General features: G+C 56.6%; 22 protein-coding genes. 12 read left to right on the plus strand and 10 right to left on the minus strand.

The features are described from left to right. Window positions 1-9: 9 nt before the first annotated feature. From HKK52_RS26455 to HKK52_RS26470, 4 genes are read left to right on the plus strand one after another with little or no spacing between them, the layout of a single operon-like run. Window positions 10-459 (plus strand): tellurite resistance TerB family protein, encoded by a 450-nt coding sequence (locus tag HKK52_RS26455; protein WP_169373203.1) that lies wholly within the window; start codon window positions 10-12, stop codon window positions 457-459. A 12-nt stretch (window positions 460-471) separates the two neighbouring features. Continuing rightward, window positions 472-1,506 carry a TerC/Alx family metal homeostasis membrane protein gene (locus tag HKK52_RS26460; RefSeq protein WP_169373204.1) on the plus strand — a complete coding sequence of 345 codons (1,035 nt, stop codon included), beginning with the start codon at window positions 472-474 and terminating at the stop codon, window positions 1,504-1,506. 33 nt (window positions 1,507-1,539) lie between these two features. Then, a complete protein-coding gene (locus tag HKK52_RS26465; RefSeq protein WP_133840491.1) occupies window positions 1,540-2,115 on the plus strand; it encodes a TerD family protein in 576 nt (191 codons plus the stop codon). A 32-nt stretch (window positions 2,116-2,147) separates the two neighbouring features. Next, the gene (locus HKK52_RS26470) at window positions 2,148-2,726 is read left to right on the plus strand and encodes a TerD family protein (protein ID WP_169373205.1); all 579 of its coding nucleotides are present in this window, start codon (window positions 2,148-2,150) and stop codon (window positions 2,724-2,726) included. 70 nt (window positions 2,727-2,796) lie between these two features. Here the strand turns inward: HKK52_RS26470 and HKK52_RS26475 are convergent, their stop codons facing one another. Then, window positions 2,797-4,059 (minus strand): VWA domain-containing protein, encoded by a 1,263-nt coding sequence (locus tag HKK52_RS26475; RefSeq protein WP_169373206.1) that lies wholly within the window; start codon window positions 4,057-4,059, stop codon window positions 2,797-2,799. 196 nt (window positions 4,060-4,255) lie between these two features. Here HKK52_RS26475 and HKK52_RS26480 point away from each other — a divergent pair, with 196 nt between their 5' ends. Further along, window positions 4,256-5,005 (plus strand): tetratricopeptide repeat protein, encoded by a 750-nt coding sequence (locus tag HKK52_RS26480; protein ID WP_169373207.1) that lies wholly within the window; start codon window positions 4,256-4,258, stop codon window positions 5,003-5,005. Window positions 5,006-5,063: 58 nt separating this feature from the next. Here the strand turns inward: HKK52_RS26480 and HKK52_RS26485 are convergent, their stop codons facing one another. Genes HKK52_RS26485 through HKK52_RS26500 form a run of 4 tightly spaced genes read right to left on the minus strand, consistent with a single transcriptional unit; the run spans window position 5,064 to window position 10,169 of the window. After that, on the minus strand, window positions 5,064-5,285 hold the full coding sequence (locus tag HKK52_RS26485) for a formate dehydrogenase subunit delta (protein ID WP_169373208.1): 222 nt from the start codon (window positions 5,283-5,285) through the stop codon (window positions 5,064-5,066). Further along, window positions 5,282-8,164, minus strand: a complete 2,883-nt coding sequence (gene fdhF / locus HKK52_RS26490; RefSeq protein ID WP_169373209.1) for a formate dehydrogenase subunit alpha — start codon at window positions 8,162-8,164, stop codon at window positions 5,282-5,284. The genes HKK52_RS26485 and fdhF overlap by 4 nt, the downstream gene beginning before the upstream one ends. After that, window positions 8,161-9,693 carry a formate dehydrogenase beta subunit gene (locus HKK52_RS26495; protein ID WP_169373210.1) on the minus strand — a complete coding sequence of 511 codons (1,533 nt, stop codon included), beginning with the start codon at window positions 9,691-9,693 and terminating at the stop codon, window positions 8,161-8,163. The genes fdhF and HKK52_RS26495 overlap by 4 nt, the downstream gene beginning before the upstream one ends. Then, complete coding sequence (locus HKK52_RS26500; protein ID WP_169373211.1) at window positions 9,690-10,169, minus strand: formate dehydrogenase subunit gamma; 480 nt, start codon at window positions 10,167-10,169, stop codon at window positions 9,690-9,692. The genes HKK52_RS26495 and HKK52_RS26500 overlap by 4 nt, the downstream gene beginning before the upstream one ends. 377 nt (window positions 10,170-10,546) lie before the next feature. Here HKK52_RS26500 and HKK52_RS26505 point away from each other — a divergent pair, with 377 nt between their 5' ends. Both HKK52_RS26505 and HKK52_RS26510 read left to right on the plus strand, forming a co-directional pair. After that, window positions 10,547-10,999, plus strand: coding sequence for a hypothetical protein (locus HKK52_RS26505; RefSeq protein WP_169373212.1), 453 nt, complete (start codon window positions 10,547-10,549; stop codon window positions 10,997-10,999). A gap of 12 nt (window positions 11,000-11,011) precedes the next feature. After that, window positions 11,012-11,380, plus strand: coding sequence for a PH domain-containing protein (locus HKK52_RS26510; RefSeq protein ID WP_149658098.1), 369 nt, complete (start codon window positions 11,012-11,014; stop codon window positions 11,378-11,380). A 140-nt stretch (window positions 11,381-11,520) separates the two neighbouring features. On the opposite strand, the gene HKK52_RS26515 is transcribed toward HKK52_RS26510, so the two are convergent. Beyond that, window positions 11,521-11,832, minus strand: coding sequence for a DUF3077 domain-containing protein (locus tag HKK52_RS26515; RefSeq protein WP_169373213.1), 312 nt, complete (start codon window positions 11,830-11,832; stop codon window positions 11,521-11,523). A 684-nt stretch (window positions 11,833-12,516) separates the two neighbouring features. On the opposite strand from HKK52_RS26515, the gene HKK52_RS26520 reads away from it, so the two are divergent. Both HKK52_RS26520 and HKK52_RS26525 read left to right on the plus strand, forming a co-directional pair. Beyond that, window positions 12,517-13,653 (plus strand): XRE family transcriptional regulator, encoded by a 1,137-nt coding sequence (locus HKK52_RS26520; protein ID WP_169373214.1) that lies wholly within the window; start codon window positions 12,517-12,519, stop codon window positions 13,651-13,653. Beyond that, complete coding sequence (locus HKK52_RS26525; RefSeq protein ID WP_169373215.1) at window positions 13,650-14,147, plus strand: DUF4411 family protein; 498 nt, start codon at window positions 13,650-13,652, stop codon at window positions 14,145-14,147. Before HKK52_RS26520 ends, HKK52_RS26525 begins: the two co-directional genes overlap by 4 nt. Before the next feature lie 579 nt (window positions 14,148-14,726). Here HKK52_RS26525 and HKK52_RS26530 read toward each other — a convergent pair. After that, window positions 14,727-15,227, minus strand: a complete 501-nt coding sequence (locus tag HKK52_RS26530) for a DUF3916 domain-containing protein (protein ID WP_169373216.1) — start codon at window positions 15,225-15,227, stop codon at window positions 14,727-14,729. Between the two features lie 147 nt (window positions 15,228-15,374). Next, a complete protein-coding gene (locus tag HKK52_RS26535; protein ID WP_169373217.1) occupies window positions 15,375-15,704 on the minus strand; it encodes a hypothetical protein in 330 nt (109 codons plus the stop codon). A 405-nt stretch (window positions 15,705-16,109) separates the two neighbouring features. Between HKK52_RS26535 and HKK52_RS26540 the strand changes: the two genes are divergently transcribed. Together HKK52_RS26540 and HKK52_RS26545 are read left to right on the plus strand one after the other, a co-directional pair. Continuing rightward, on the plus strand, window positions 16,110-17,357 hold the full coding sequence (locus tag HKK52_RS26540) for an OprD family porin (RefSeq protein ID WP_169373218.1): 1,248 nt from the start codon (window positions 16,110-16,112) through the stop codon (window positions 17,355-17,357). A 26-nt stretch (window positions 17,358-17,383) separates the two neighbouring features. After that, the gene (locus HKK52_RS26545) at window positions 17,384-18,994 is read left to right on the plus strand and encodes an argininosuccinate lyase (protein WP_169373219.1); all 1,611 of its coding nucleotides are present in this window, start codon (window positions 17,384-17,386) and stop codon (window positions 18,992-18,994) included. Window positions 18,995-19,025: 31 nt separating this feature from the next. Here HKK52_RS26545 and HKK52_RS26550 read toward each other — a convergent pair whose 3' ends face one another. Further along, window positions 19,026-20,243, minus strand: coding sequence for a cation:dicarboxylate symporter family transporter (locus HKK52_RS26550; RefSeq protein WP_169373220.1), 1,218 nt, complete (start codon window positions 20,241-20,243; stop codon window positions 19,026-19,028). A gap of 121 nt (window positions 20,244-20,364) precedes the next feature. Between HKK52_RS26550 and HKK52_RS26555 the strand changes: the two genes are divergently transcribed. Then, a complete protein-coding gene (locus tag HKK52_RS26555; protein WP_169373221.1) occupies window positions 20,365-21,279 on the plus strand; it encodes a LysR substrate-binding domain-containing protein in 915 nt (304 codons plus the stop codon). A 258-nt stretch (window positions 21,280-21,537) separates the two neighbouring features. On the opposite strand, the gene HKK52_RS26560 is transcribed toward HKK52_RS26555, so the two are convergent. Continuing rightward, window positions 21,538-22,128: a hypothetical protein gene (locus HKK52_RS26560; protein ID WP_169373222.1), complete on the minus strand. Its 591-nt coding sequence runs from the start codon at window positions 22,126-22,128 to the stop codon at window positions 21,538-21,540. Window positions 22,129-22,527 lie beyond the last annotated feature (399 nt).

Consider the following 22,527-nt stretch of genomic DNA (forward strand, 5'->3'; position numbering starts at 1 on the left):
GTGAACAACATGTTGTCATGGTTGAAAACAAACGCGGCACTCGCCCGCGAGAAGCTGACCACCGAAGTGGCCAAGTTCAAGAACAAAGAGTTCATGGAAGCGGTTGCCAACAGCTGCGCCATGGTCGCTGCGGCCGACGGTGAAGTCAGCTCGGCTGAAAAAATGAAAATGACCGGGTTCATCAACAACTCGCCCGAGCTGAAAGTGTTCAACCTGAGCGACGTCATCAAGGTCTTCAACGACGCGTGCGGCAAGTTCGAATTCGACTTCCAGATCGGTCAGGCCGAAGCCCTGAAAAACATCAGCAAGATCAAGGGTAAGGACGGCGCAGGTCGCCTGCTGGTCCGTGTTGCCTGCGCCATCGGCGCGTCGGACGGTAATTTCGACGAAAAAGAAAAAGCCGTTTGCCGCCTGATCTGCCTCGAGCTGGGCTTACCCCCGGCTGACTTTGAACTGTAAGGAACAACAACTGTGGAAGTTACTCACCTGGGTTTCCCCCCGCTGACCATCGCTGTATTCGTGGCGCTGGCGCTCGGCGCGATGATCCTCGACATGTTCACCCATCGCGGTGACCAGCCGATCAGCCTCGCCAAAGCGTCGGCCTGGTCGGTGTTCTGGATTCTCATCTCGTTCGGCTTCGCAGGGTTCCTGTACTACGAACATGGTCCGGATGTCGCCACCCTGTTCATCACCGGCTATGCGCTGGAAAAAGTCCTGAGCGTGGACAACCTGTTCGTGTTCATGGCGATCTTCGCCTGGTTCAAAGTGCCGAATGGCCTGCGCCATCGCGTTCTGTACTGGGGCATCATCGGCGCGATCGTTTTCCGCCTGATCTTCGTGGCCATCGGTACCGGCCTGCTGGCGCTGGGTCCTTGGGTCGAAGTGGTGTTTGCCCTGATCGTGGCCTGGACAGCAGTCATGATGCTGCGCGGCGGCGGTGACGACGAAGAGGAAGAAGATTACTCCACGCACATGGCGTACCGCTTCGCCAAGAAGCTGTTCCCGGTGTGGCCGAAACTGCATGGTCACGACTTCTTTGTCCGTCGCAAGACGCTGGAAGGCGAGCTGAGCAAGCCGGAAAACAAAGGCATGTCGCTGGCGGCCAAGGGCGGTCTGTTCGCCACGCCGCTGTTCCTGTGCCTGGTGGTCATGGAAGTGTCGGACGTGTTGTTTGCCTTCGACTCCGTCCCGGCCGTCATCGCCGTCAGCCGCGAACCACTGATCGTGTTCTCGGCCATGCTTTTCGCCATCCTCGGCCTGCGGACCATGTACTTTGTGCTGGAAGCGCTGAAACGCTACCTGGTGCACCTGGAAAAAGCCGTTATTGCGCTGCTTTTCTTCATCGCGGTAAAGCTGGGCCTGAATGCGACTGACCACCTGTTCCATCACGGCTACAACATCGATCCGAACACCAGCCTGATCATCGTTGTCGTAGTGCTGGCCATCGGTATTTTCGCCAGCGTGATCTTCCCCGAAAAGGAAGTTGCCCCGGCTGACAATCAGTAATTCAAAACGCATTAACCACAAGGAGCTGTACTCATGGCATTGACTCTTCAAAAAGGCGGCAACCTGTCCCTATCGAAGACCGATCCTTCGCTGACCAAGATTCTGGTCGGTCTGGGTTGGGATCCTCGCGCAACTGACGGCACGGAGTTTGACCTGGACGCCAGCGCGTTCCTGCTGGGTGCCAACGGCAAAGTGCGTGGTGACGCCGACTTCATTTTCTACAACCAGCTCAAAAGCGCTGACGGCTCCATCGAGCACACCGGTGACAACCGCACCGGTGCTGGCGATGGCGACGACGAAGTACTGAAAATCGACTTGAGCCGCGTTCCGGCCGATATCGACAAGATCGCATTCACCGTCACCATCCACGACGCTGATGCACGCAAGCAAAACTTCGGTCAGGTCGGCGGCTCGTTCATTCGTGTGGTCAACGAAATCTCCGGTGCCGAGATTGTTCGTTACGACCTCGCAGAAGACGCTTCCACCGAAACCGCGATGATCTTCGCCGAGCTGTATCGCAACAACGGCGAGTGGAAATTCCGTGCCGTTGGTTCGGGCTATGCCGGTGGCTTGAAAGCGCTGGCCAATTCGTACGGTATGAACTTCTAAACCCCTCGGTCTACTGAATAAGGAAACTAACCATGGCTGTAAGTCTTTCCAAAGGCGGCAACGTATCCCTGTCCAAAGAAGCTCCGGGCCTGACCGAAGTGCTCGTGGGCCTGGGCTGGGATCCTCGTGTTACTGACGGCACCGAGTTCGACCTCGATGCGTCGATTTTCGTCGTAGGCGAAAACGGCAAAGTGCTCGACGACAACAGCTTCATTTTCTACAACAACAAGAAGTCGACTGACGGCTCCGTCGAACACATGGGCGACAACCGCTCCGGTGCTGGCGAAGGCGACGACGAGCAAGTGACAGTCAAACTGACCTCCCTGGCTCCGCTGGTGAAGAAGCTGGTATTCGCGGTCACCATCCACGACTCCGATGCGCGCAAACAGAACTTCGGTCAGGTTTCCAACGGCTACATCCGCGTTGTGAACAAGGCTGACGGTAAAGAACTGGCACGTTTCGACCTGAGCGAAGACGCTTCCACCGAAACCGCCATGATCTTTGGCGAGCTGTATCGCAGCGGTGAAGAGTTCAAGTTCAAGGCGATCGGCCAAGGTTTCGCCGGCGGCCTGAAGCCTCTGGCTGAAGCCCATGGCGTCAGCATCGGCTAACCCTTTTGGGTTAAAAAAAAGCCCCGCTTTCGCGGGGCTTTTTCTTGCGTGTCAATTCATGACCCGACGATTAAAAGATAATGCCTTTAGCCTTCGCTTCCTTCAGCCACTGCGGGAATTCTTCCATCAGCTTGTCGTACAGCTGCTCTTCGCTGATGTCGTGCAGGTCATCCAGGGCGAAGAAGCCGCAGTTGTCGACGACCCGGCCGGTCATGGTGTCGAGTTTTTCCAGGATGCCGTAGTTGTGGCCGCCGATGCCGACGAATTGCCAGAAGATCGGCAGCTTGGCTGCTTCGATCATCAGCTTCTTGATCGCGCCACTGGCCGACACGCCGCCATCACTGATGAACAGGATGTAGATCGGCGTGGTGTCCCGGGAGTTCTTGTAGAAGTCGATCACCTTCTTGATGGCTTTGGGCTCGTCGTTGTAGCGAGCGCCCAACGCCCAATCCTGCCAGCCGCCGCGGTCGGTTTTGATGAAGTCTTTGTGATTGGCCAGTGACACGGCGGACAACTGCTGTGTCTCGGCGCCAAACGCCCAACAGTCGAGGGTGCCGTCGTCGTCGAAGTGCAGCGCCAGCGGCAGCAGTCGGTTGACCACTTCCTGAACGCGGCCGGTCTGGTATTGGTTGTTCATGGACCCGGACGCATCCAGCACCAGGCCGACCCGCGCTTTGACGTCGGTGAGTTTGGCTTTCTCAAGGCTGATCTGGGCTTTCTTCGCCAGGCTGATCAGGTGCGGAGCGGCGTCGCCGATCTTTTTCTCAAGGGAGATGACTTTTGATGCGGGAGCCGGTATCGGCGCTGGTGCGGGCGCCGGTTCGTCAGCGACATCCCCACCGAAATGTTTCACCAGCGCATCCAGGCCGGCGTTGAACCCTTGCAGGTTGGAAGACAGGCGCCATTCGCCCGACTTGCGATAGAGCTCGACGACCATGATGGCTTTCTCGTCGGCGAAGGTCGCGCCCGAGAACGGGCATTGCGCCAAGACTTCGCCGGACAGGCTCTTGATACTGAAGCTGCTGGCCTGGATGTCGCGCATCGCGCCGGCACCGTCGATCGAAGTGGTGAACACCAGGCGATCGATGCTGGTGGGCAGTTTCGACAGGTCGAGGGTGAAGTCACCGCCGTTGGCCATGCTCACGCTGTTGCACGGTGTCGTCGGCTGGTTGAAAAACACCATGTAGCGATCATCGGAAAGTTTGCCCTGCGCATCGATGCCGAAGCACACGAAGTCCAGCACATGGGGCGACTGAACGTTGATCGAGAGGATAAGTTGCGAGCCCTGCATAAGGCTGGACAAGGGTAAGCGTTGTCCTTGGCTGATTTGCATGTTGCGTCCTTGTAGTGGGTGCGCCGTGGTGATGGCAGTCATTGGAAGTGCGGGGATTATGCGGGAGTAGACGCGCGATTTGGCGGGAAGTTTATCTGCGCAGAGGATGTACGGGTGCCCCCGATTGTCTCGGTGCCCTGGCCACGCTACCCTTCGCGCCGCTGGTCATGTCGACTTTCAAACAGGGAAAAACAATATGGACATTAAGCGCTTCTATCCTTCGGTGCGTCGCGTGATAAAGATGAAAGCGATCATCCTGCTTCTGGCTGCACCGTTTTTTGCTCATGCAGACATTACCGAGGACGAGGCGACCGCCAATTGCCTCAAGATCAGCGAGTATTCCGCCGAAGGCGGCAAGTATTACAAGCTCAAGCAATACGCCAAGGCCCGGGCGCAATATGAGCAGCAGGCCGGCTGGTCCGAGAGTTGTCAGCTGGACGAAGATAAAGTCGCGATGGCCTATAACAACGTTGCGCTCACCTACATCCATGAAGGCGATTACCTGAAGGCCCGGGCGTGGCTGAGTATTCTGCCCAACGATAAAAAGTCGATCTACAACCTGGGCAAGATCAGTGGCGATATCAAAAACGCCCTTGAGAAACAGTCGAGCAAGCCAACAGGGCAGTATTGGCAATACGCCGGGGCTGCGTTGTGGAGCTCGATGACGATCAAGCCACAAGGCAAGAAATACCAAGTTGATTTCCAGGGTTTTTACGCAGGGATGATGGCGATGTATTACGGTCCCAATCTCGGTGAGTTCTCCACGGTATTAGCCTTTGATAACGGCAAGGCGCACTACGCCATGAGTGGGGAAGACGAAGGCGATTGTGAGTACGACTTCGATCTTAAGAAGGATGTGCTCACGGTCAATCGCACGGCCGGTGAGTCATGCGGTTTTGGCCACAATGTGGGGGCTGACGGCACTTATCACCGGGTCGAGCTGTAGTTTTAAAAAGAGGAAAAGCCCCGAAAAAACTCGGGGCTGATCCAACGGTTCGCAACTCCTAAGCTTCCCAACCCGCGCCACTGACCGCTTCCTGCGCCAGTGGATGCAAGTCTTCCCCATGATGTTCCGTCTGCCAGGCCAACAACTCCTTGCGCATGCCCGGCGTCCAGTACATCTGCAAATGATTACGCACACCGAGCACGGCCAGTTGCTGGTCCGGCTCACTGGCGAAGTACAGGGCGATCTGGTTGACCATTTTGATCAGGTTGGCAGTGCTCATCGGCGCACCTCAGCTTTGGCGCCACGTGCCTGACGGCGGTCTTTCAGCAGACGGTCCTGTTCGTCACTGAAGGCCTGATAGCGTTTTTGCCACTCGGAAGGGTGGTAGACGCGGCTGACTTCCACGGCGGTGACCTTGTATTCCGGACAGTTGGTGGCCCAGTCGGAATTGTCCGTCGTGATGACGTTGGCCCCGGATTCCGGGAAGTGGAACGTGGTGTACACCACGCCCGGGGCGACCCGCTCGGTGACCCGCGCACGCAATACGGTCTGGCCGGCGCGGCTGCCGATGCCGACCCAATCGCCTTCGTTGATGCCACGGCTCTCGGCGTCGGTCGGGTGGATTTCCAAGCGGTCTTCATCGTGCCAGGCGACGTTCTCGGTGCGCCGGGTTTGCGCGCCGACGTTGTACTGGCTGAGGATGCGCCCGGTGGTCAGCAGCAGCGGATAGCGATTGTTGACCTTTTCCTCGGTGGGCACGTAGCCGGTGAGCATGAAACGGCCCTTGCCGCGCACGAACTCCTCGATGTGCATGGTCGGCGTGCCGTCCGGTGCCGCCGCGTTGCACGGCCATTGCAGGCTGCCGTGGCGATCCAGTTCGGCGTAGCTGACGTTGGTGAAGGTCGGCGTCAGGCTGGCGATTTCATCCATGATTTGCGATGGGTGCGTGTAGTTCATCGGGTAACCCAGCGCGTTGGCCAGGGCCACGGTGCCTTCCCAGTCAGCCTTGCCGCCCAGCGGTTCCATGACCTTGCGCACCCGCGAAATGCGGCGCTCGGCGTTGGTGAAGGTGCCGTCCTTTTCCAGGAACGAACTGCCCGGCAGGAACACATGGGCGAACCTGGCGGTTTCGTTGAGGAAAATGTCCTGCACCACCACGCATTCCATGGCCGACAGTGCTGCGGTGACGTGTTGGGTATTCGGATCGCTCTGGGCAATGTCTTCGCCCTGGCAATACAAACCCTTGAATGTGCCGCCCAGCGCGGCCTCGAACATGTTGGGAATACGCAGGCCCGGATCAGGTTGCAGGGTGACGTTCCACGCCTGCTCGAACTGGGTCCGTACCACTTCGTTGGAGATGTGCCGGTAGCCGGGCAACTCGTGGGGGAAGGAGCCCATGTCGCACGAGCCCTGAACGTTGTTCTGCCCCCGCAGCGGGTTCACGCCCACGCCTTCGCGGCCGATGTTGCCGGTGGCCATGGCCAGGTTGGCGATGCCCATCACCGCCGTGCTGCCTTGGCTGTGTTCGGTGACGCCCAAGCCGTAGTAGATCGCCGCGTTGTTGGCGTTGGCATAGAGGCGAGCGGCGGCGCGGATGTCGGCCGGGGCCACACCGCAGATCTCGCCCAGCACTTCCGGCGAGTTTTCCGCGCGGCTGACTTGCTCACTCCAGCGAGCGAAATCGCTGCCCTCGCAACGGGCGTCGATAAAGGCCTGATCGAGCAAACCTTCGGTGACGATCACATGGGCCAGCGCGTTGAGCATGGCAACGTTGGTGCCCGGACGCAGCGCCAAGTGCAGTTCGGCGCGGGCGTGCACCGAGTCCACCAGATCAATGCGTCGAGGATCGATGACGATCAGCCGCGCGCCTTCACGCAGGCGCCGTTTGAGTTGGGAAGCGAACACCGGGTGCGCGTCGCTGGGGTTGGCGCCCATCACCAGAATCACGTCGGCCTGCATCACCGAATCGAAACTCTGGGTCCCGGCCGACTCGCCAAGCGTTTGTTTCAGTCCATAACCGGTCGGCGAATGGCAGACCCGCGCGCAGGTATCGACGTTGTTGTTGCCGAACGCGGCGCGCACCAGTTTTTGCACCAGATAGGTTTCTTCGTTGGTACAGCGACTGGAGGTGATGCCGCCAATCGAGTCACGGCCGTACTTTTGCTGCAAGCGGCGGAATTCGCTGGCGGCGTAGGTCACCGCTTCATCCCAGGTGACTTCCTGCCACGGGTCGTTGATGTGACTGCGGATCATCGGTTTGGTGATGCGATCCGGGTGGGTCGCGTAGCCCCAGGCAAACCGTCCTTTGACGCAGGAATGGCCGTGGTTGGCCTGACCGTTCTTGTCTGGAACCATGCGCACCAGTTTGTCGCCCTTCATCTCGGCGCGGAACGAGCAGCCCACGCCGCAATAGGCGCACGTGGTGATGACGCTGCGTTCCGGCTGGCCCAGTTCGACCACCGATTTTTCCATCAGGGTCGCGGTCGGGCAGGCTTGCACACAGGCGCCGCAGGACACGCATTCCGAGTCGAGAAAGTTATCGCCACCGGCGGCGGAAACGCGAGACTCAAACCCGCGCCCGGTGATGGTCAGGGCAAACGTGCCTTGGGTTTCTTCGCAAGCGCGCACGCAACGGTTGCAGACGATGCACTTGCTCGGGTCGTAGTCGAAGTAGGGGTTTGAAGTGTCTTTCACGTCCGCCAGATGGTTCTCGCCTTCATAGCCATAGCGCACTTCGCGCAGGCCAACCTGACCGGCGACGGTTTGCAGCTCGCAGTTGCCGTTGGCCGAACAGGTCAGGCAATCCAGCGGGTGATCGGAGATGTACAACTCCATGACATTCCGGCGCAGGGTCGCAAGTTTCGGCGTCTGCGTGTGCACGCTCATGCCTTCAGTGACCGGCGTGGTGCAAGACGCCGGGTAGCCGCGCATACCATCGATTTCCACCAGGCACATGCGGCAGGAACCGAACGCTTCGAGGCTGTCGGTGGCACACAGTTTCGGAATGGTCGTGCCCAGCAGCGCGGCGGCGCGCATCACCGAAGTGCCTTCGGGCACGCTGATGCTGCGGCCGTCGATGTTCAGGGTGACTTGCACCTGGCTTTCGCGCGCCGGGGTGCCGAGATCGATATCGGTGTTCGGGTCGAAGAGGGTGATCATTGGTCGGCCTCCGAAGATTGCAGACCGAAGTCGGCGGGGAAGTGCTTGAGGGCGCTGACGACCGGAAACGGCGCCATGCCGCCCAAGGCGCAGAGCGAACCGTATTGCATCGTGTCGCACAGGTCCTTGAGGATGATTGCCTGCTCATCGCGACCGCTTTGATCCGGCGCAGCCAGCATTCGGTCGATCACCTCGACGCCGCGAGTTGAACCGATGCGGCACGGCGTGCATTTGCCGCAGGATTCTTCGGCGCAGAATTGCAGGGCGAAACGCGCCATGTGCGCCATGTCCAGGCTGTCGTCCGCCACCACCACACCACCGTGACCGAGCATCGCGCCGATACCGGCGAAGGCTTCGTAATCCAGCGGTGTGTCGAAATCCGCGGGCGGCACCCAAGCGCCGAGCGGGCCGCCAACCTGCGCAGCTTTCAGCGGCCGGCCACTGGCGGTGCCGCCGCCGTAGTCTTCCACCAATTCGCGCAGGGTCAGGCCAAAGGCTCGTTCCACCAGCCCGCCGTGACGAATGTTGCCCGCCAGTTGGAAAGGCATGGTGCCGAGGGAGCGGCCCATGCCGTAATCGCGATAGAACTGCGCGCCCTTGGCCAGAATCAGCGGCACCGAGGCCAGGGTCAAAACGTTGTGTACAAGGGTCGGCAAACCAAACAAACCCTTCAGCGCCGGGATCGGTGGCTTGGCGCGGACAATCCCGCGCTTGCCTTCCAGCGAGTCCAACAGCGCGGTTTCTTCACCGCAGATATAAGCGCCGGCACCGACTCGCACTTCCATATCGAAAGCCAAGCCGCTGCCGCCGACATTGGCGCCGAGGTAACCGTTGGCCCGCGCGATATCCAGCGCCTCGCGCAAAGTCGCGACGGCCTGTGGATATTCCGAGCGCACATAGATGTAGCCGTAACTGGCGCCGACAGTGATGCCGGCAATGGCCATGCCTTCGATTAACAGGAAAGGATCGCCTTCCATCAACATACGGTCGGCGAAGGTGCCGGAGTCGCCTTCGTCGGCGTTGCACACGATGTATTTCTGCACAGCCTGAGTGGCGCGCACCGTGCGCCATTTGATCCCGGCCGGAAACGCCGCGCCGCCACGGCCACGCAGCCCTGAATCAAACACCGCCGTCGCGGTTTCATCGCCGCCAATGACGACAGCCCTTTTCAAACCCTCGAAACCGCCATGGGCCCGGTAATCGTCCAGCGACAATGGTCGGGTGATGCCGGCACGGGCGAACAGCAGGCGTTGCTGGGTCTTCAGATAAGGCAATTCTTCCACCAGGCCCAAGGCCAGCGGATGGGCGGACGGCTCGCCTTGCAGCGCATCCAGCACGGACGGCACATCGGCCGCAGTCAACGGACCAAAGCCGATCCGACCTTGCGCGGTGTCCACTTCCAGCAGCGGTTCCAGCCAATACAGGCCACGGGAACTGGTGCGTTGCAGGTCCTGACCGGCAAGCGCCACCGCCACCTCATCGGCACCCACGGCGCGAGCCAGGGAATCACAAGGCAAATAGAGGCTCATACGTCCTCCCGGCAAGCTTCAAGCAGCGCATCCAGCCGCTCGGCACTCAACCGCGCATGCACCTGACCATCCAGCTCCAGCGCGGGCGAACAGGCACAAGCACCAAGGCAATAAACCGGACGCAAACTGATACTGCCATCGGCGCTGCTGCCGTGATCATCCAGTTGCAGACGTTCGCGCAACTGCGCGGCCAACTGCTCGGCACCGCGGCTCTTGCACGACTCGGCGCGGCACAGACGCAGGATATGGCGGGCCGGCGGCGCGGTGCGGAAGTCATGGTAAAAACTGATCACCCCACGAATCTCGGCCTGACTCTGATTGAGGGCGTGGGCAATTTCGGGAATGGCGACATCGGGGATATAACCGATACCCTCCTGAATCTCATGGAGGATCGGCAACAGTGCACCCGCAGAGCCTTTATGGCGCTCCAACAGGCTGTTGACCATCGGCAGGTGCAACAACATCTCATCAGGCATACAGCATTCCTCACGGTCACGGACACACCAGAAGGTCGTCGGTTGTCCGAAAGTGTCGGCTGCGGCGTTCACACCACGTCACGGTATCGTGGCATTTTTGGCCGGTGGCCAGGCACCCTGAGCGGGCATCTTGTTGGGCCCGGTGCGATCTTTGTCGCACCTCTTCAGGGCATAAATTGCAGCTTGCCACGCTGGCATCGGTTCAACTGCACAAAAGCGACGTGCTCGGTTCTTTCCACGACCACCCGTTAAGTCTAGAAGAGCACTGACGAAGGCGCGCACTGTCTGAAATCTTTTGTGGCACAAGCACTGCACACCCATCCACTACAGTGAACGTACGATGCCGTTCGGCGCGAACTGATCGCCAAGGAGTCAACATGAAGAAAGCCATCCTGCCGGCGCTGATCATCCTGATCGCCGCCCAAGCCCCGGCCTACGCCATCAACGACAAATACCGCAAACAACTGGAGCAATCCGGCTGCACCCAAGTCAGCGAAACCCAAGGCTGCGACATCCACAAGTCCAAGGCAGAAAACGCCAAGGCCGGCTTCACCAATCCCGCCACCGACGCCCCAAGCACCCCAACCCCCTACGTCGGGCAATGGGTGGCCAAGAGCGAAGCCGGCGCGACCGTCGCCACCATCCGCATCGATGCCAAGGAGCAAGTCTGGGTCAACGGCAAACGGGTCAATGCCAAGCGTACCGACGGCACGCTACAGTTCCGCCAGGGCAAGATCACCTTCACCATTCAGGGGGATCGGCGATTGCAGAATCAGGATTACTGGATGGACAGCGATGCCGGGACTAAAGGACCGATTCAAATCGAATAACAGGAGCGACAAATGATTGATTTCAACAACAAGGGCTTCTTCAAACTCAAGCAAAACGAAGAATACGCCCAGCGCGTTACCGACCTTTTGCTCGACGGCGAACACGTCATCGACGCCTACAAATCCATGCGCGACGGCGTCGTGTTCACCAACAAACGCATCATCGCCGTCAACGTCCAGGGCATCACCGGCAGCAAAAAAGACTTCACCTCGCTGCCGTACAAAAACATCGTCGCGTACTCGGTGGAAACGTCCGGCACGTTCGACCTGGACTCCGAACTGGAGATCTACTTCTCGTCACTGGGCAAAGTGAAATTCGAATTCACCGGCAGAACATCAATGGTCGAAATCTCAAAACTGATCTCCCAACACGTCCTCTGACCCAAACACGAAAAAGCCCCGAAAACTCGGGGCTAAACACAATCCAACGTAGGAGCGAAGCTTGCTCGCGAAAGCGCCAGCCCAGCCAACACCAATGCTGAACCGACTACGACCCTCCCAAACAACCCGCTCCCCCGTTCCTACCCCTCAGCCTTCTCCGCCGCCCGCTTAGGCGGCACCGTAGAATCCCGCCCCCGCGTCAAAACCTTCACCGCATCATCCACCAACGCCTTACTCATCGACGTCAAATAATGCGCAGCCCAGGCATGACGGTCAGTATCCCTGTCATAGGCAGCCTCTTTGGTCAGCGACTTAGCCAAAAACAGAAAGTCCGAAGCCATCGACAACGCATCACCCAGCGGCACATCGCGAGTGACGTGGAACAGCGGTTGGTCTGCACAGTAAATGGCCGGGGTCAGGCCGATGGTTTTGAGTTCGGGTTGATCAGTCATTGGGCGTCTCCGGTGATGGAGAAGCGGTGGGGCAGGGGGAAGCGTTATGCGATTGGGTGTTGCGTAGAGGGGAAAGCCAAATTGTGTACGGATTGATGCTGCGCATTATCAGACTCCTTGATATGAGGAGCTGCCACGTTCGTTACCACACGAATGGGTGACAGCTGTGCGCAGGGTGGTAAACCGGGAATCAAGGAAACCGGCACGTCCGAAGACGTCCCACGCACAGCTGCCATAACTCACGCCGCAGGCATAAAAAAAGCGCCGGCAGACGTGATGGGGGCGCTGTAGCGCCTTGAATAACTCGGGTTACCACACCCGGTCGCTGAATTGGCAGCGACGGTGGGAGGTTATCGTGGAGACACTTTTCCTGCAACCTCGGAAGGGTGGGTGATTATCTAGTCAGTCCCTGTGGAGTTCGGATATGAAACGCATTGAAACAGGTCAATACCATTTGTCTTGGGTTACATATTTGCGCTTCGGGTCGAAGAAAATTTACCTCATAATCGCGCGCTCCCACCGTCGGCAGCTCTGTTTCTCGACTAATCTGTAGTCGCTGCAACTCGACCTTAAACAGCCAAGGAGAAAGGCAATGCCAGATAACTGGAACCAGCGTCAGTCGGCTGCATCTGCCAAGGATGCTTTAGAACGTTTGCTGGCCCCATCTGATTTGCCTTCGACCCTATGAGCCAAGCCGCCTTAGTCAATCCAAGCCTGCTCACATGGTCTCGTGAACGTGCAGGTCTCTCCACTGAGCAGGTTGCTAAAAAACTGCCAGTGAAACCTGATCGAGTAGAGGAATGGGAGGCAGGCGAGACCAAGCCAACATTCCTTCAGGCTCAAAAGTGGGCGAATCTTGCTCACATCCCGTTCGGCTTCCTTTTTCTTAAGCAGCCACCCGTCGAACAATTGCCTTTACCTGATCTGCGAACTGTCGGTGGGATTGCTCCTCAACGTCCCAGTTTGGAACTGTTGGACACCGTTAGGGATTCCATACGTAAGCAAGACTGGTATCTGGAGCATCTGCAAAATCAAGAGCGTCAACCGCTGGCATTTGTAGGTCGCTTTAATAGCCGTTCTCAAGTCGCAGAGGTAGTGGACGATATCCGCCGAATCCTCCGCGTGCACCCTGACATTGCTCGATTGGATTATGACAAGTACAGCCGTGCCTTAATTGAAGCTGCTGAGGCGGCTGGCATTTTGGTGATGCGCAGCGGCATTGCGCTAGGGAATACGCATCGCAAACTTGAAGTTAGTGAGTTCCGTGGTTTTGCCATCAGTAATGTTGTCGCACCTGTTGTGTTTATTAATAGTTCTGATGCCCCCACTGCCAGGCTCTTCACCTTAATTCATGAGCTGGCACATATTTGGATTGGTAGCAGTGGAGTATCTGACGGAAATACCGTAAATGGTCGAGACGAGGAGCGATTCTGCAATGCGGTTGCCGGTGAGTTCCTTGCTCCCGAAGTCAAGTTTCGCGCCCTTTGGAACGCAGATGTTAACTGGGAAGACAACTTACCTCCGCTAGCCTCTCGGTTTCACATCAGTAAATTAGCTATCGGTCGTCGCGCATTTGATCTGGGCTATATAAGTCAAGCGCAGTACAGCGCTTACTATCGAATGATCCTCAAGGCTTTCCAGGATGACAAAGGTGGAGCAGGTGACTATTACCGTAACGCCACCACGAAAAACAGCCCTCGTCTAAGCAAGGCAGTGCTGACTGAAGCAATGAGTGGCCGGATGCTGCTACGCGAGGCGGGAAATTTGCTCGGCGTGCAACCTGCTAAATTAAGGACTCTCGCCAGTAAGATTTCGGAATGAATCATTTACTAGACGCCAACACTCTGATCGAAGCTAAGAATCGCTACTATGGAATGGTCATTTGTCCTGGATTTTGGCAATGGTTATTACTTAAAAATAAAGCACTGGCTTTATCCAGTATTGCGCCGGTATTAGATGAGCTGACGAGAGGCAATGACGATTTGGCGGGTTGGGCGAAGGGCAATTCCGATTTTTTCCACTCCACCACTGATCAGGATACGCAACTGGCGTTCATGCAGGTTGCGGGGCTTGTGGCTGATCAAGCTCCTAAGATGAAGACAGGTGCTATGGAAGAATTTTTAGCAGGTGCTGATCCTTGGTTAATTGCGAAAGCGATGACCACAGGGGCTACAGTCGTTACTCATGAAGTGCTGAATCTCGATGCTAAACGAAAATTCATTATTCCCAATATTTGTAAGGAACTAAACATTCCTTTTTTGAATACGTTCGAGTTGTTGCATAGGCTTGAAGCAAAATTTGTGTTGCCTGCTTGAAATAAGTGAATTGGTAAATTGTGTGGGCTTGAAATGGTTGTCAGGGTGGATGGAAATAAATCTGACCCTTTTTTCTGCTTTTTCTAGCCTCTTTTTTCTATGATTATCTCTGGGTTGAAAAGTTGTAATGTCGTAAAGAGTCAGATTTGCTGTGTTTTTTGTAGAGATGCTTTGATGTAATTATTGGTCTGGTGTTATTGGAGATGAACTAATTTTCTTTTGAGGAAAAGCAATTAGCAATAATTTTAAGTTAAGGTTTGTTTGAATTAAGTATGCTCTAAAGATGAAGTCAGTCCAGTCGAGACTCAATAAGACTCCTCATTGGCTTGAGGTCGTCGCTGAACTCTTTCGAGAAAAGGTGACAGACCTATTTTTATTATAGTCATCTCAGTAAATTAGGAAAATGGGAAAGATTTATTATTGGATAACCCCTACAATAAATCCGTTCCCGTTTTTTCTTTTTTTGTTCGAGAGAAAAGGGGACTGATTTATTATTCACGCACTCTAGCGCACTTGGAACAAGCGATGTCTGCCAGCCCACCACAATCCCGATGGGAGCGAGCCTGCTCGCGAAATACATCAGGCCGGTTCCCCGATGCACCACCACTGTACTGCGACCTCATCGTCAGGTTGAGTTACGTCATGTCCGTGCTCGATGAAATTCGCTGGTGTTTGCAACGCAAGAGTACGACTGATCCGCTCTGGCATGAGCGCGTTAGCTTCACCGAGAAAACCCAGATAATAGTCTCGGTCATAGAAGACGGTGACTTCACTTTGATGAACCCATGGCCACACCAGTAGGCAAGCGACGCGATAGTAACCCTGTGAGCGGTCAGCAGCGTTGGACAGGTGGTTTGCGGCTTCGAGCAGTTGCTGAATGCAGAAGGCTTGAACTTCGATCCTGGCTTGAGGACCTTGAATCAGGGCCTCGTGCACCGGGATCTTCCAATGTGTATAGCGCTCCATGTGCGCGGATCGCGGGTGAAACTCGTCGCGAAAACCAGAGGCCCAGCGTTCCAGTGCACGAAGGCGACGGGGAATGCCTCTGAGTGGCTTGTTGCTTATGGCGATTTTCCGCATTTATACGTCCTTGTGATGCTGAAAAAGTCTTTTGTGTTTGTCTGCTGGCGCAATGGAAACGTGGGCAAATTATTTCCTTATCAGCCAAATACTTACCTAGTACCAGTCGTGTACAAGCGGCGCCAAACTTACCCTAACCCGATCATATTACTGAATATCTTTCAAGTAATCCCTAAGCGCAATAACCGGCGCTTCAAGCTGCTCCATCGTCCGCGCATCACTGAAATCAGCAGCCAACCTACGCAGCTCCCGCCCCAACGGCGTATCAACACCACCTAACGCATCCAACGCCAACCCCACACAATGCCCCACCCGAAACTGAATCCCCTCAACATCCCCCCGCCGCACCAACAACCCAAAAACCTCCCGCTCATAATCACTCATGATCGGATCATCCCGCAGGATCGGGCTTTCCCCCTCGCGCTCATAAGCCAGCTTGAGGGCGAACAGGGCAACGGTTTCCAGTGGCAATTCCATTGTGTGAATCCTTGATTCGTTAGCTGAGCGGTTTGGATTGTGTGCCTTAAAGGCAAGATCAAAAGATCGCAGCCTTCGGGGTGGTGAGGTGCCAGTCACTTTTGTGTGGGCGAAAAAAAAGCCCTGCGCAGCAAGACCTTATTTGATTCGGTGCCGAGGAAGACTCGAGCCTCGGTTTGCGGGCGCCATATTAAGCGGTGAGAGGGGCGGTGTCGCTGATATTTGCTACCTCCTGTTCGTCGATTGCCACCGCAGATTCACCATACTCAAAACCTCTGCAATCAAGACTTTCAATATATTTTCAATCTGCAAACCAGCTCGTTAGCCTGCGTATGCCGGATGGGTCTCCCTGTCGCCGTCCGGACAAACAATTCTAAAAATAAGCAGTAGGCAACGGGAATAACAATGAATAAAAAACCTATCGCCCTGGGGCTGACGTCGGCCACCTTGGGTTTGTCGCTCGCCTTTTCTCCTTTCGCTGAAGCTGACTTTCTTAAAGACAGTAAGGCCGACCTCGAATTTCGCAATTTCTACTTCAACAGTGATTACCGCCAGGACGGTGCCAGTCAGTCCAAGCGGGATGAATGGGCCCAAGGGCTGATTCTCAACTACCAATCGGGTTTTACCGAAGGGCCAGTGGGGTTTGGTGTCGATGCCATTGGTTTGCTGGGTTTGAAGCTGGATTCCAGCCCTGATCGGCAAAATACCGGTCTGTTACCCGTGGGTAGCGACAAGGCGCCGGACAGTTACAGCCGCATGGGCGCGACGGCCAAGGCGCGGATTTCCAAGAGTGTGTTGAAGGTCGGGACGTTGATCCCGTCGCTGCCGACCGTGCTGCCCAACGACGGACGCCTGTTGCCGCAAACCTTTCGTGGTGCGCAGTTGAGCAGTTTGGACATTGACGGTCTGACCTTCGACGCCGGGCGCCTGACCAGCAATACCTTGCGTAACGTCAGCGGTCACGATGACATCGAGGTCGATGGCAAAGGCATCAAGGGCGCGGTGCCCAGCGATAAATTCGACTTCGCGAGTGCCAACTACAAGTGGACCAAGGACCTCGCCACCGGCTACCACTACGCGCATCTGGAGGACAACTACACGCAGAACATCTTCAACCTGGTGCACACCTTGCCGCTGGGCAAGTCGCAGTCGTTCAAGACCGATTTGCGCTACGCCGACTCCAGTAAGGACGGCAACACCAACATCGATAACCAGGCTTTTGGTGCGCGGTTCACCTACAGCATTCAGGGACACTCGTTCGGCACGGCCTATCAGCGCATGAAAGGCACGACTGGCTTTCCGCACCTCGATGGCACCGATTCCTACCTCGTCAACTACGTGATGATCTCGCCGGACTTCGCCAACCCCGAGGAAAAGTCCTGGCAGGTTCGCTACGACTACGACTTCGCCGCCCTCGGCCTGCCCGGGCTGACGTTCATGACGCGCTACCTCAAGGGCGACAACTTCGAACGCACCAAAGGCGTGGAAGGCACCGAGTGGGAGCGCAACACCGACATCGGCTACGTGTTCCAGAGCGGCGCGCTGAAGAACCTCGGCGTGAAATGGCGCAACGGCACGTACCGCAGCAACGAGAAGGGCAATGACATCGATCAGAACCGGTTCATCGTCAGCTACACCCTGACCCTGTTGTAACCCATAAAGAAAAGCGGAGCACTGACATGTTCACCCAGAAAAAACTCATCCACCTCGCCGTGGTCTTCACCCTGTTCAGCAGTTACGGCGCCTACGCTGCGGACACCGGCGAATTGCCCTGCAAGACCACCGAACAGTGCGCGGCCCAGGCGGCGAAAGTCGGCGCCTCGGTGGACACCTCGCAGGCGTCGCACAAGGCCAAGGGCGATCCGACTCAAACCCAGTTCGCCTGGCTGAACCGCATCAACAAGGCATCGATTGTGATGCTCACCGAGGAAGGCATCGTCAAGCCTGACATGGGGCGCAAGATTGCTGGCGGCGTGCGTTACGCCATCGATCAGGGCGCGCAGCCCGGCGGCGTGCGTCCCAGCGATGTGCTGCAACTGGAAAAAATCATGACCGACAAGATCGGTCCCGAGGCGTCGCTGATCCACTCCGGCCGTAGTCGTCAGGACATGCTGGCGACGTTCCGCCTGGCCAAATTGCGCTCACAGGTGTTGGCCTACAGCGAGGCGTTGAACGCTACCCGCCAACGCATCCTGAGCCTGGCGGAAAAGAACGTCGACACCCTGGTGCCGGCCTATACCAACGGCGTGCAGGCCATGCCGATCAGTTATGCGCATTATTTGCTGGCGTTCGAAGCCGCGTTTGATCGCGATGGCCAACGCATCCGCGAACTCTACGTGCGCCTTAACCAGAGCCCGATGGGCACCGCCGTGCTGGCGAACTCCGCTTACCCGCTGAACCGCGAGCGTCTGGCCGAGTTGCTGGGGTTTGATGGCGTGCGGGAAAACTCCCTGGATTCGAGCCAGGTCTCGACCTATGACATTCCGATTGAAGCGGCGAACCTGGCGGCGTCCTCGGCGATTCGGGTGGGCGCGATGATTGGCGACATCCACACCCAATATCATCAGATTCGCCCGTGGCTGCTGCTGGATGAAGAGTCCACCTACACCAGCAGCGCGATGCCGCAAAAACGCAATCCGGGCTTGCTGATGCGCACCCGTGAATCGGCCTCGGATGTCGTAGGGCTGTCGCAGACCGTTACTTTGCGCGCGCATAACGTCACCACCGGCATGACCGACTACAAGTTCGCCTTCGATTCGTTGGGGCTGTTCCACGCCACGGGCGAGATGTTCGAGAGCCTGGATGCGGTGCTCGATGCGCTGCAAATCAATCCGCAGCGCGCCCTGGAAGAACTGGAGTCGGAGTGGAGTACTTCAATGGAACTGGCCGACACCCTGGAGCGGCAATTCAAGGTGCCGTTCCGTATTGGTCATAGCTTCGCGTCGCTAATCGTCACCGAAGCGCGCAGCAACGGCACCACGCCGAAGACGTTCCCGTATGCCGATGCGCAGAAGCTGTATCGCCAGGCGGCGGACAAGTTCAAGTGGACGCCTAACACCTTGCCGCTGGATGAGGCGCAATTCCGGACGGCGTTGTCGCCGACCAATATGGTCAAAACCCGCAAAGGCACGGGCGGCCCGCAACCGGAAGAGGTCAAGCGGATGCTGGTCGAGGCGCGCAAAACCCTGGATGGCGATCAGCAGTGGTTGGTGGAGCGTCGGGCAAAACTGAAAGGTGCTGAAGACAATCTGGACAAGGCATTCAGCAAGTTGGCGGATGCCAAAAACTAGGTGATCAAATGTGGCGCCGGCATCCCCGGCGCTACTTCAGGTCGGCAAATTCACGGTTCAAGGCCTCACGATCGATGGAGTTTTGCCATCCGCATATCGCCAGACACGCCACGCCGTTACCCAGCACATTGGTCAGCGACCGGCACTTCATCAACCGCTCCACGCCCAGCAGCAACCCCACGCCTTCCAGTGGCACCAGTTGCAGAATGCTCAAGGTCGCGATCAGGGTAAACAATGCAGAACCGGCGACACTGGTCGCGCCGAGGGAGGTAAACAAACAAATCAACAGCACCTCCAGGAGTTGCGGCGCGGTGATATCCACCCCGGCCAATTGGGCAAGAAACATCAGCGCGGTGGTCAGGTAAAGATTGGTGCCGGACAAGTTAAAGGTGTAACCGGTGGTCAATATCAGGCGCACTAATTGGCTGTCGCAACCCAATGCCTCAAGTTTGCCGATAAGTCCTGGAAGTGCGGCCACCGACGAGCCGGTGAACGTTACTAACAGTAACTCTTCCTTTAAGTAAATAATCAGTCTTGATAATTTAACGCCCACCATTCGGGTGATGGTGGCGAATACCACGACGACAAATAATCCACACGCCAGATAAATAACCACAATAAATTTAAGCAGCGGCATGACCGAACTCAGGCCATATTTGCCGACGACAAAAGCCATGGCGCCAAATGCCGCCAACGGCGCGAATTTCAAGAGGATCCGCAACAGCAGGAACATCATCTGTACGCCGGTTTCAAGCCAACCCTGGCATCGGTCGCTGAAGGCCCCGCCACGCTTGAGCAACAGCCCGCAAATCACCGCAAGCAACATCACCTGCAATAACAGGCTTTGGGTCAAAACATCGTAAATACTGGACGAAATGGCCATCCACGATAGCTCGTGAAGCAGTTTTTCCGGTGTGGGCGCAGCGGCAAAAACGGCTGCGTGATTAAGGTTGAACAGCAAACCCGTCGCCATTCCAAACACCAGCGCGGCGATGGACATCAGCTGAAAATACAGCACGACGCGGTAGATCACATTGGGGTGTTTGTGTTCACGATTGAGGCCGGCAATACCGGTAGAAACCAAGACAAATAGCAGGAACGGCATCAATAAGCCGAGGGTTTTTATGAAGGTGTCGCTGAGCAGTTTCATATCAATTGCCACTTCTGGATAAACCAGACCCAGCGTCATGCCACAGGCAATGGCAATCAATATAGGCAGGGTTCCATTTTTGGCATGAATGAACGGCATCCGTACTCCAGGCGATTTTTATTATTTGTTATTGTCGTGACTGGCCATGTTCGGCATATTGGTCAGCCTGAAGACTCACTCAGGCCGCAAATAATAAGGCCTTGTTACGGGATATACCACCATGGAACTTCGCCATTTACGTTATTTCATCATAGTGGCCGAAGAGCGACATATCACCCGCGCCGCCGAGCGCCTGAATATGCAGCAGCCGCCCCTCAGCCAACAGATACGTGCATTGGAACGAGAGTTGGGTTTCGAGTTGTTCAAACGTCATCCCAAGGGCGTTGATCTGACCGCTGGCGGGCTGGTGTTCCTCGATGAAGCGCGGGCGATTCTGGCTCGTGTCGAGCAAGGTTCCCTCAAGGCCTCCCGCGCAGCGCAGGGGATTGAAGGTACGTTGGTCATTGGTTTCACCAGTTCTGCCGCCGCGCACCCGCTGATCCCTCGGATCATTCGCGCCTACCGCGAGCAATACCCCGGCGTGGAACTGTCGATCAAGGAAGGGAGCGCCCGTGAAGTCACCGAAGACACCACCGAAAAACGCATCGACATCGGCATCCTTCGTGCACCGGTCAGCGCCCCCGAAAGCCTGACCTTCCACCGCCTGCTCAACGAGGAAATGCTCCTGGCCTTGCCGATTGGGCACCCGTTGCTCAAAGGGGCCGAACCCAAGATCAGCATGATTGAACTCAAGGATGAACGCTTCATCCTCGTCCGCCGCCCCGGCGCGCCGGGCATGTACGCCAACCTGATCAAGGCCTGCCAGAACGCCGGCTTCGAGCCGAATATTGCCTTTGAAGTGGAGCGGATGCTGACCAACGTCAGTTTGGTTGCCGCCGGTGAAGGCATCTCGGTGGTGCCCGCGTCGATGCGCGACGTACACCGCGAATCCGTGGTGTATTGCCGCATCCGCGACGCGCAGCCGAGGTTGTTGGCGCCCATTACATTGGTACAGCGCGCATTCAATCCCTCGGCGCCGTTGCAGAATTTTATTGGTTTGGCTCGGGAGCTGGCCGGGGTTTATCGAAAGGCATGAACGAGTTTGGGAAGGGGAGTGCGCAGGAATCGCAGGCACAAAAAAACCGGCTAAGTGCCGGTTTATTTGTTTTCCAGTGGCTGGTAAGGACCGCTGGATCTTTGTATATGGTGCCCGAGGGAGACTGGCGTGATTCATGTATTCCGTGGCTTGCAGCCTAATTTTAAATGTAGGGATACAAGCAGGGATACAAGCCGGTCATTGCTAGGGCATTAAGTCTAAGGTCTGCTGAGGGTCTTAATGGCCGTGATCAGATCATTAACCGGCAGTTGGTTCAAGATCTATGACGTCTTGGAGCCTCCCCCCGCTGATATCGCACTGGGCCTTTACGTCGAATCCCTTCCCTCCGTTGTCAAAGTGTCCAGCCATGATTGGCATGTCCTTTTTGTACTTTGGATCATCAGGTAGCTGCGTCCAGTAACGCAGCGTGCCGTAGCTCACCGGTCCAGGCGGGGAGATTCGTTGCTGAATGTTCAATCTGCATTGCTCTAGCAATTCCGGGCGAGATGCCGGACGGAGCAAAGTGCTTTGTGCGATCACGCATTCACGAACGTTGCTGATCTCCTTCAGAATCGCTTTCGTACTTTCCGGAGACTTGTCCCCAAGCTGTGCGAGTAATGCATGCTCTTGGGTATCAACGCTACGATTCATCGTCGAGCTGAACTCTGCAGCTCCCTTCTTTGATGCTATTTCGTAAGCGGCTTTGAACACATGAGAGGTCTGTGTGCTCAACCCCATGCCACAAGTCTTAAGAGCGATATTCAGGGGGTCTGTTTCGGTGAATGATGACGTGCAGCCATGCAGCAGAAACAACGATGTGAGGCTCAGGGAAATCAACTTCCGGGTCATAGGCTTCTCCAAATGATTAGGATCTATAGCGGCAGCTCCGGCTTGGGCTGAAGCCCGACGACCAGCGGATCTATCACTATGGTCAGTTCCATCTATTAGGTGGGTTCTGGTGGCGTGGTCATCGAAGTCGTCGATTGCCTGGGTGTGAAAATCCAGTGGGGACCCTGAGGGGTTGCGAGACACACGGGGTCGGAAACCCGCGGGACTGCGTTAGTGGGAGAACTTCAAAGTTACTGAAATTTCAGCCATTGAAATTGAAAGAATCCTGCTGAAAAAAGGCCATCGTTACCGCACCGGTAACGATGGCCTTTTGTGTTGATGATTATGGACACCTTGGGCCGTCAACCGAGTCAACCTGTCAACCAATGTAAAAAAATCAGCCACTACCAAGATCGCGCG

This window comes from Pseudomonas sp. ADAK2 (genome assembly GCF_012935755.1).
GTDB lineage: Bacteria > Pseudomonadota > Gammaproteobacteria > Pseudomonadales > Pseudomonadaceae > Aquipseudomonas.

Excerpts from the sequence above, each read along its gene's own strand:
- HKK52_RS26455 (WP_169373203.1), top strand. The coding sequence starts at position 10 with ATGTTGTCATGGTTGAAAACAAACGCGGCACTCGCCCGCGAGAAGCTG.
- HKK52_RS26465 (WP_133840491.1), top strand. The coding sequence starts at position 1,540 with ATGGCATTGACTCTTCAAAAAGGCGGCAACCTGTCCCTATCGAAGACC.
- HKK52_RS26470 (WP_169373205.1), top strand. The coding sequence starts at position 2,148 with ATGGCTGTAAGTCTTTCCAAAGGCGGCAACGTATCCCTGTCCAAAGAA.
- HKK52_RS26475 (WP_169373206.1), bottom strand. The coding sequence starts at position 4,059 with ATGCAAATCAGCCAAGGACAACGCTTACCCTTGTCCAGCCTTATGCAG.
- HKK52_RS26480 (WP_169373207.1), top strand. The coding sequence starts at position 4,256 with ATGGACATTAAGCGCTTCTATCCTTCGGTGCGTCGCGTGATAAAGATG.
- HKK52_RS26485 (WP_169373208.1), bottom strand. The coding sequence starts at position 5,285 with ATGAGCACTGCCAACCTGATCAAAATGGTCAACCAGATCGCCCTGTAC.
- fdhF (WP_169373209.1), bottom strand. The coding sequence starts at position 8,164 with ATGATCACCCTCTTCGACCCGAACACCGATATCGATCTCGGCACCCCG.
- HKK52_RS26495 (WP_169373210.1), bottom strand. The coding sequence starts at position 9,693 with ATGAGCCTCTATTTGCCTTGTGATTCCCTGGCTCGCGCCGTGGGTGCC.
- HKK52_RS26500 (WP_169373211.1), bottom strand. The coding sequence starts at position 10,169 with ATGCCTGATGAGATGTTGTTGCACCTGCCGATGGTCAACAGCCTGTTG.
- HKK52_RS26505 (WP_169373212.1), top strand. The coding sequence starts at position 10,547 with ATGAAGAAAGCCATCCTGCCGGCGCTGATCATCCTGATCGCCGCCCAA.
- HKK52_RS26510 (WP_149658098.1), top strand. The coding sequence starts at position 11,012 with ATGATTGATTTCAACAACAAGGGCTTCTTCAAACTCAAGCAAAACGAA.
- HKK52_RS26515 (WP_169373213.1), bottom strand. The coding sequence starts at position 11,832 with ATGACTGATCAACCCGAACTCAAAACCATCGGCCTGACCCCGGCCATT.
- HKK52_RS26520 (WP_169373214.1), top strand. The coding sequence starts at position 12,517 with ATGAGCCAAGCCGCCTTAGTCAATCCAAGCCTGCTCACATGGTCTCGT.
- HKK52_RS26525 (WP_169373215.1), top strand. The coding sequence starts at position 13,650 with ATGAATCATTTACTAGACGCCAACACTCTGATCGAAGCTAAGAATCGC.
- HKK52_RS26530 (WP_169373216.1), bottom strand. The coding sequence starts at position 15,227 with ATGCGGAAAATCGCCATAAGCAACAAGCCACTCAGAGGCATTCCCCGT.
- HKK52_RS26535 (WP_169373217.1), bottom strand. The coding sequence starts at position 15,704 with ATGGAATTGCCACTGGAAACCGTTGCCCTGTTCGCCCTCAAGCTGGCT.
- HKK52_RS26540 (WP_169373218.1), top strand. The coding sequence starts at position 16,110 with ATGAATAAAAAACCTATCGCCCTGGGGCTGACGTCGGCCACCTTGGGT.
- HKK52_RS26545 (WP_169373219.1), top strand. The coding sequence starts at position 17,384 with ATGTTCACCCAGAAAAAACTCATCCACCTCGCCGTGGTCTTCACCCTG.
- HKK52_RS26550 (WP_169373220.1), bottom strand. The coding sequence starts at position 20,243 with ATGCCGTTCATTCATGCCAAAAATGGAACCCTGCCTATATTGATTGCC.
- HKK52_RS26555 (WP_169373221.1), top strand. The coding sequence starts at position 20,365 with ATGGAACTTCGCCATTTACGTTATTTCATCATAGTGGCCGAAGAGCGA.
- HKK52_RS26560 (WP_169373222.1), bottom strand. The coding sequence starts at position 22,128 with ATGACCCGGAAGTTGATTTCCCTGAGCCTCACATCGTTGTTTCTGCTG.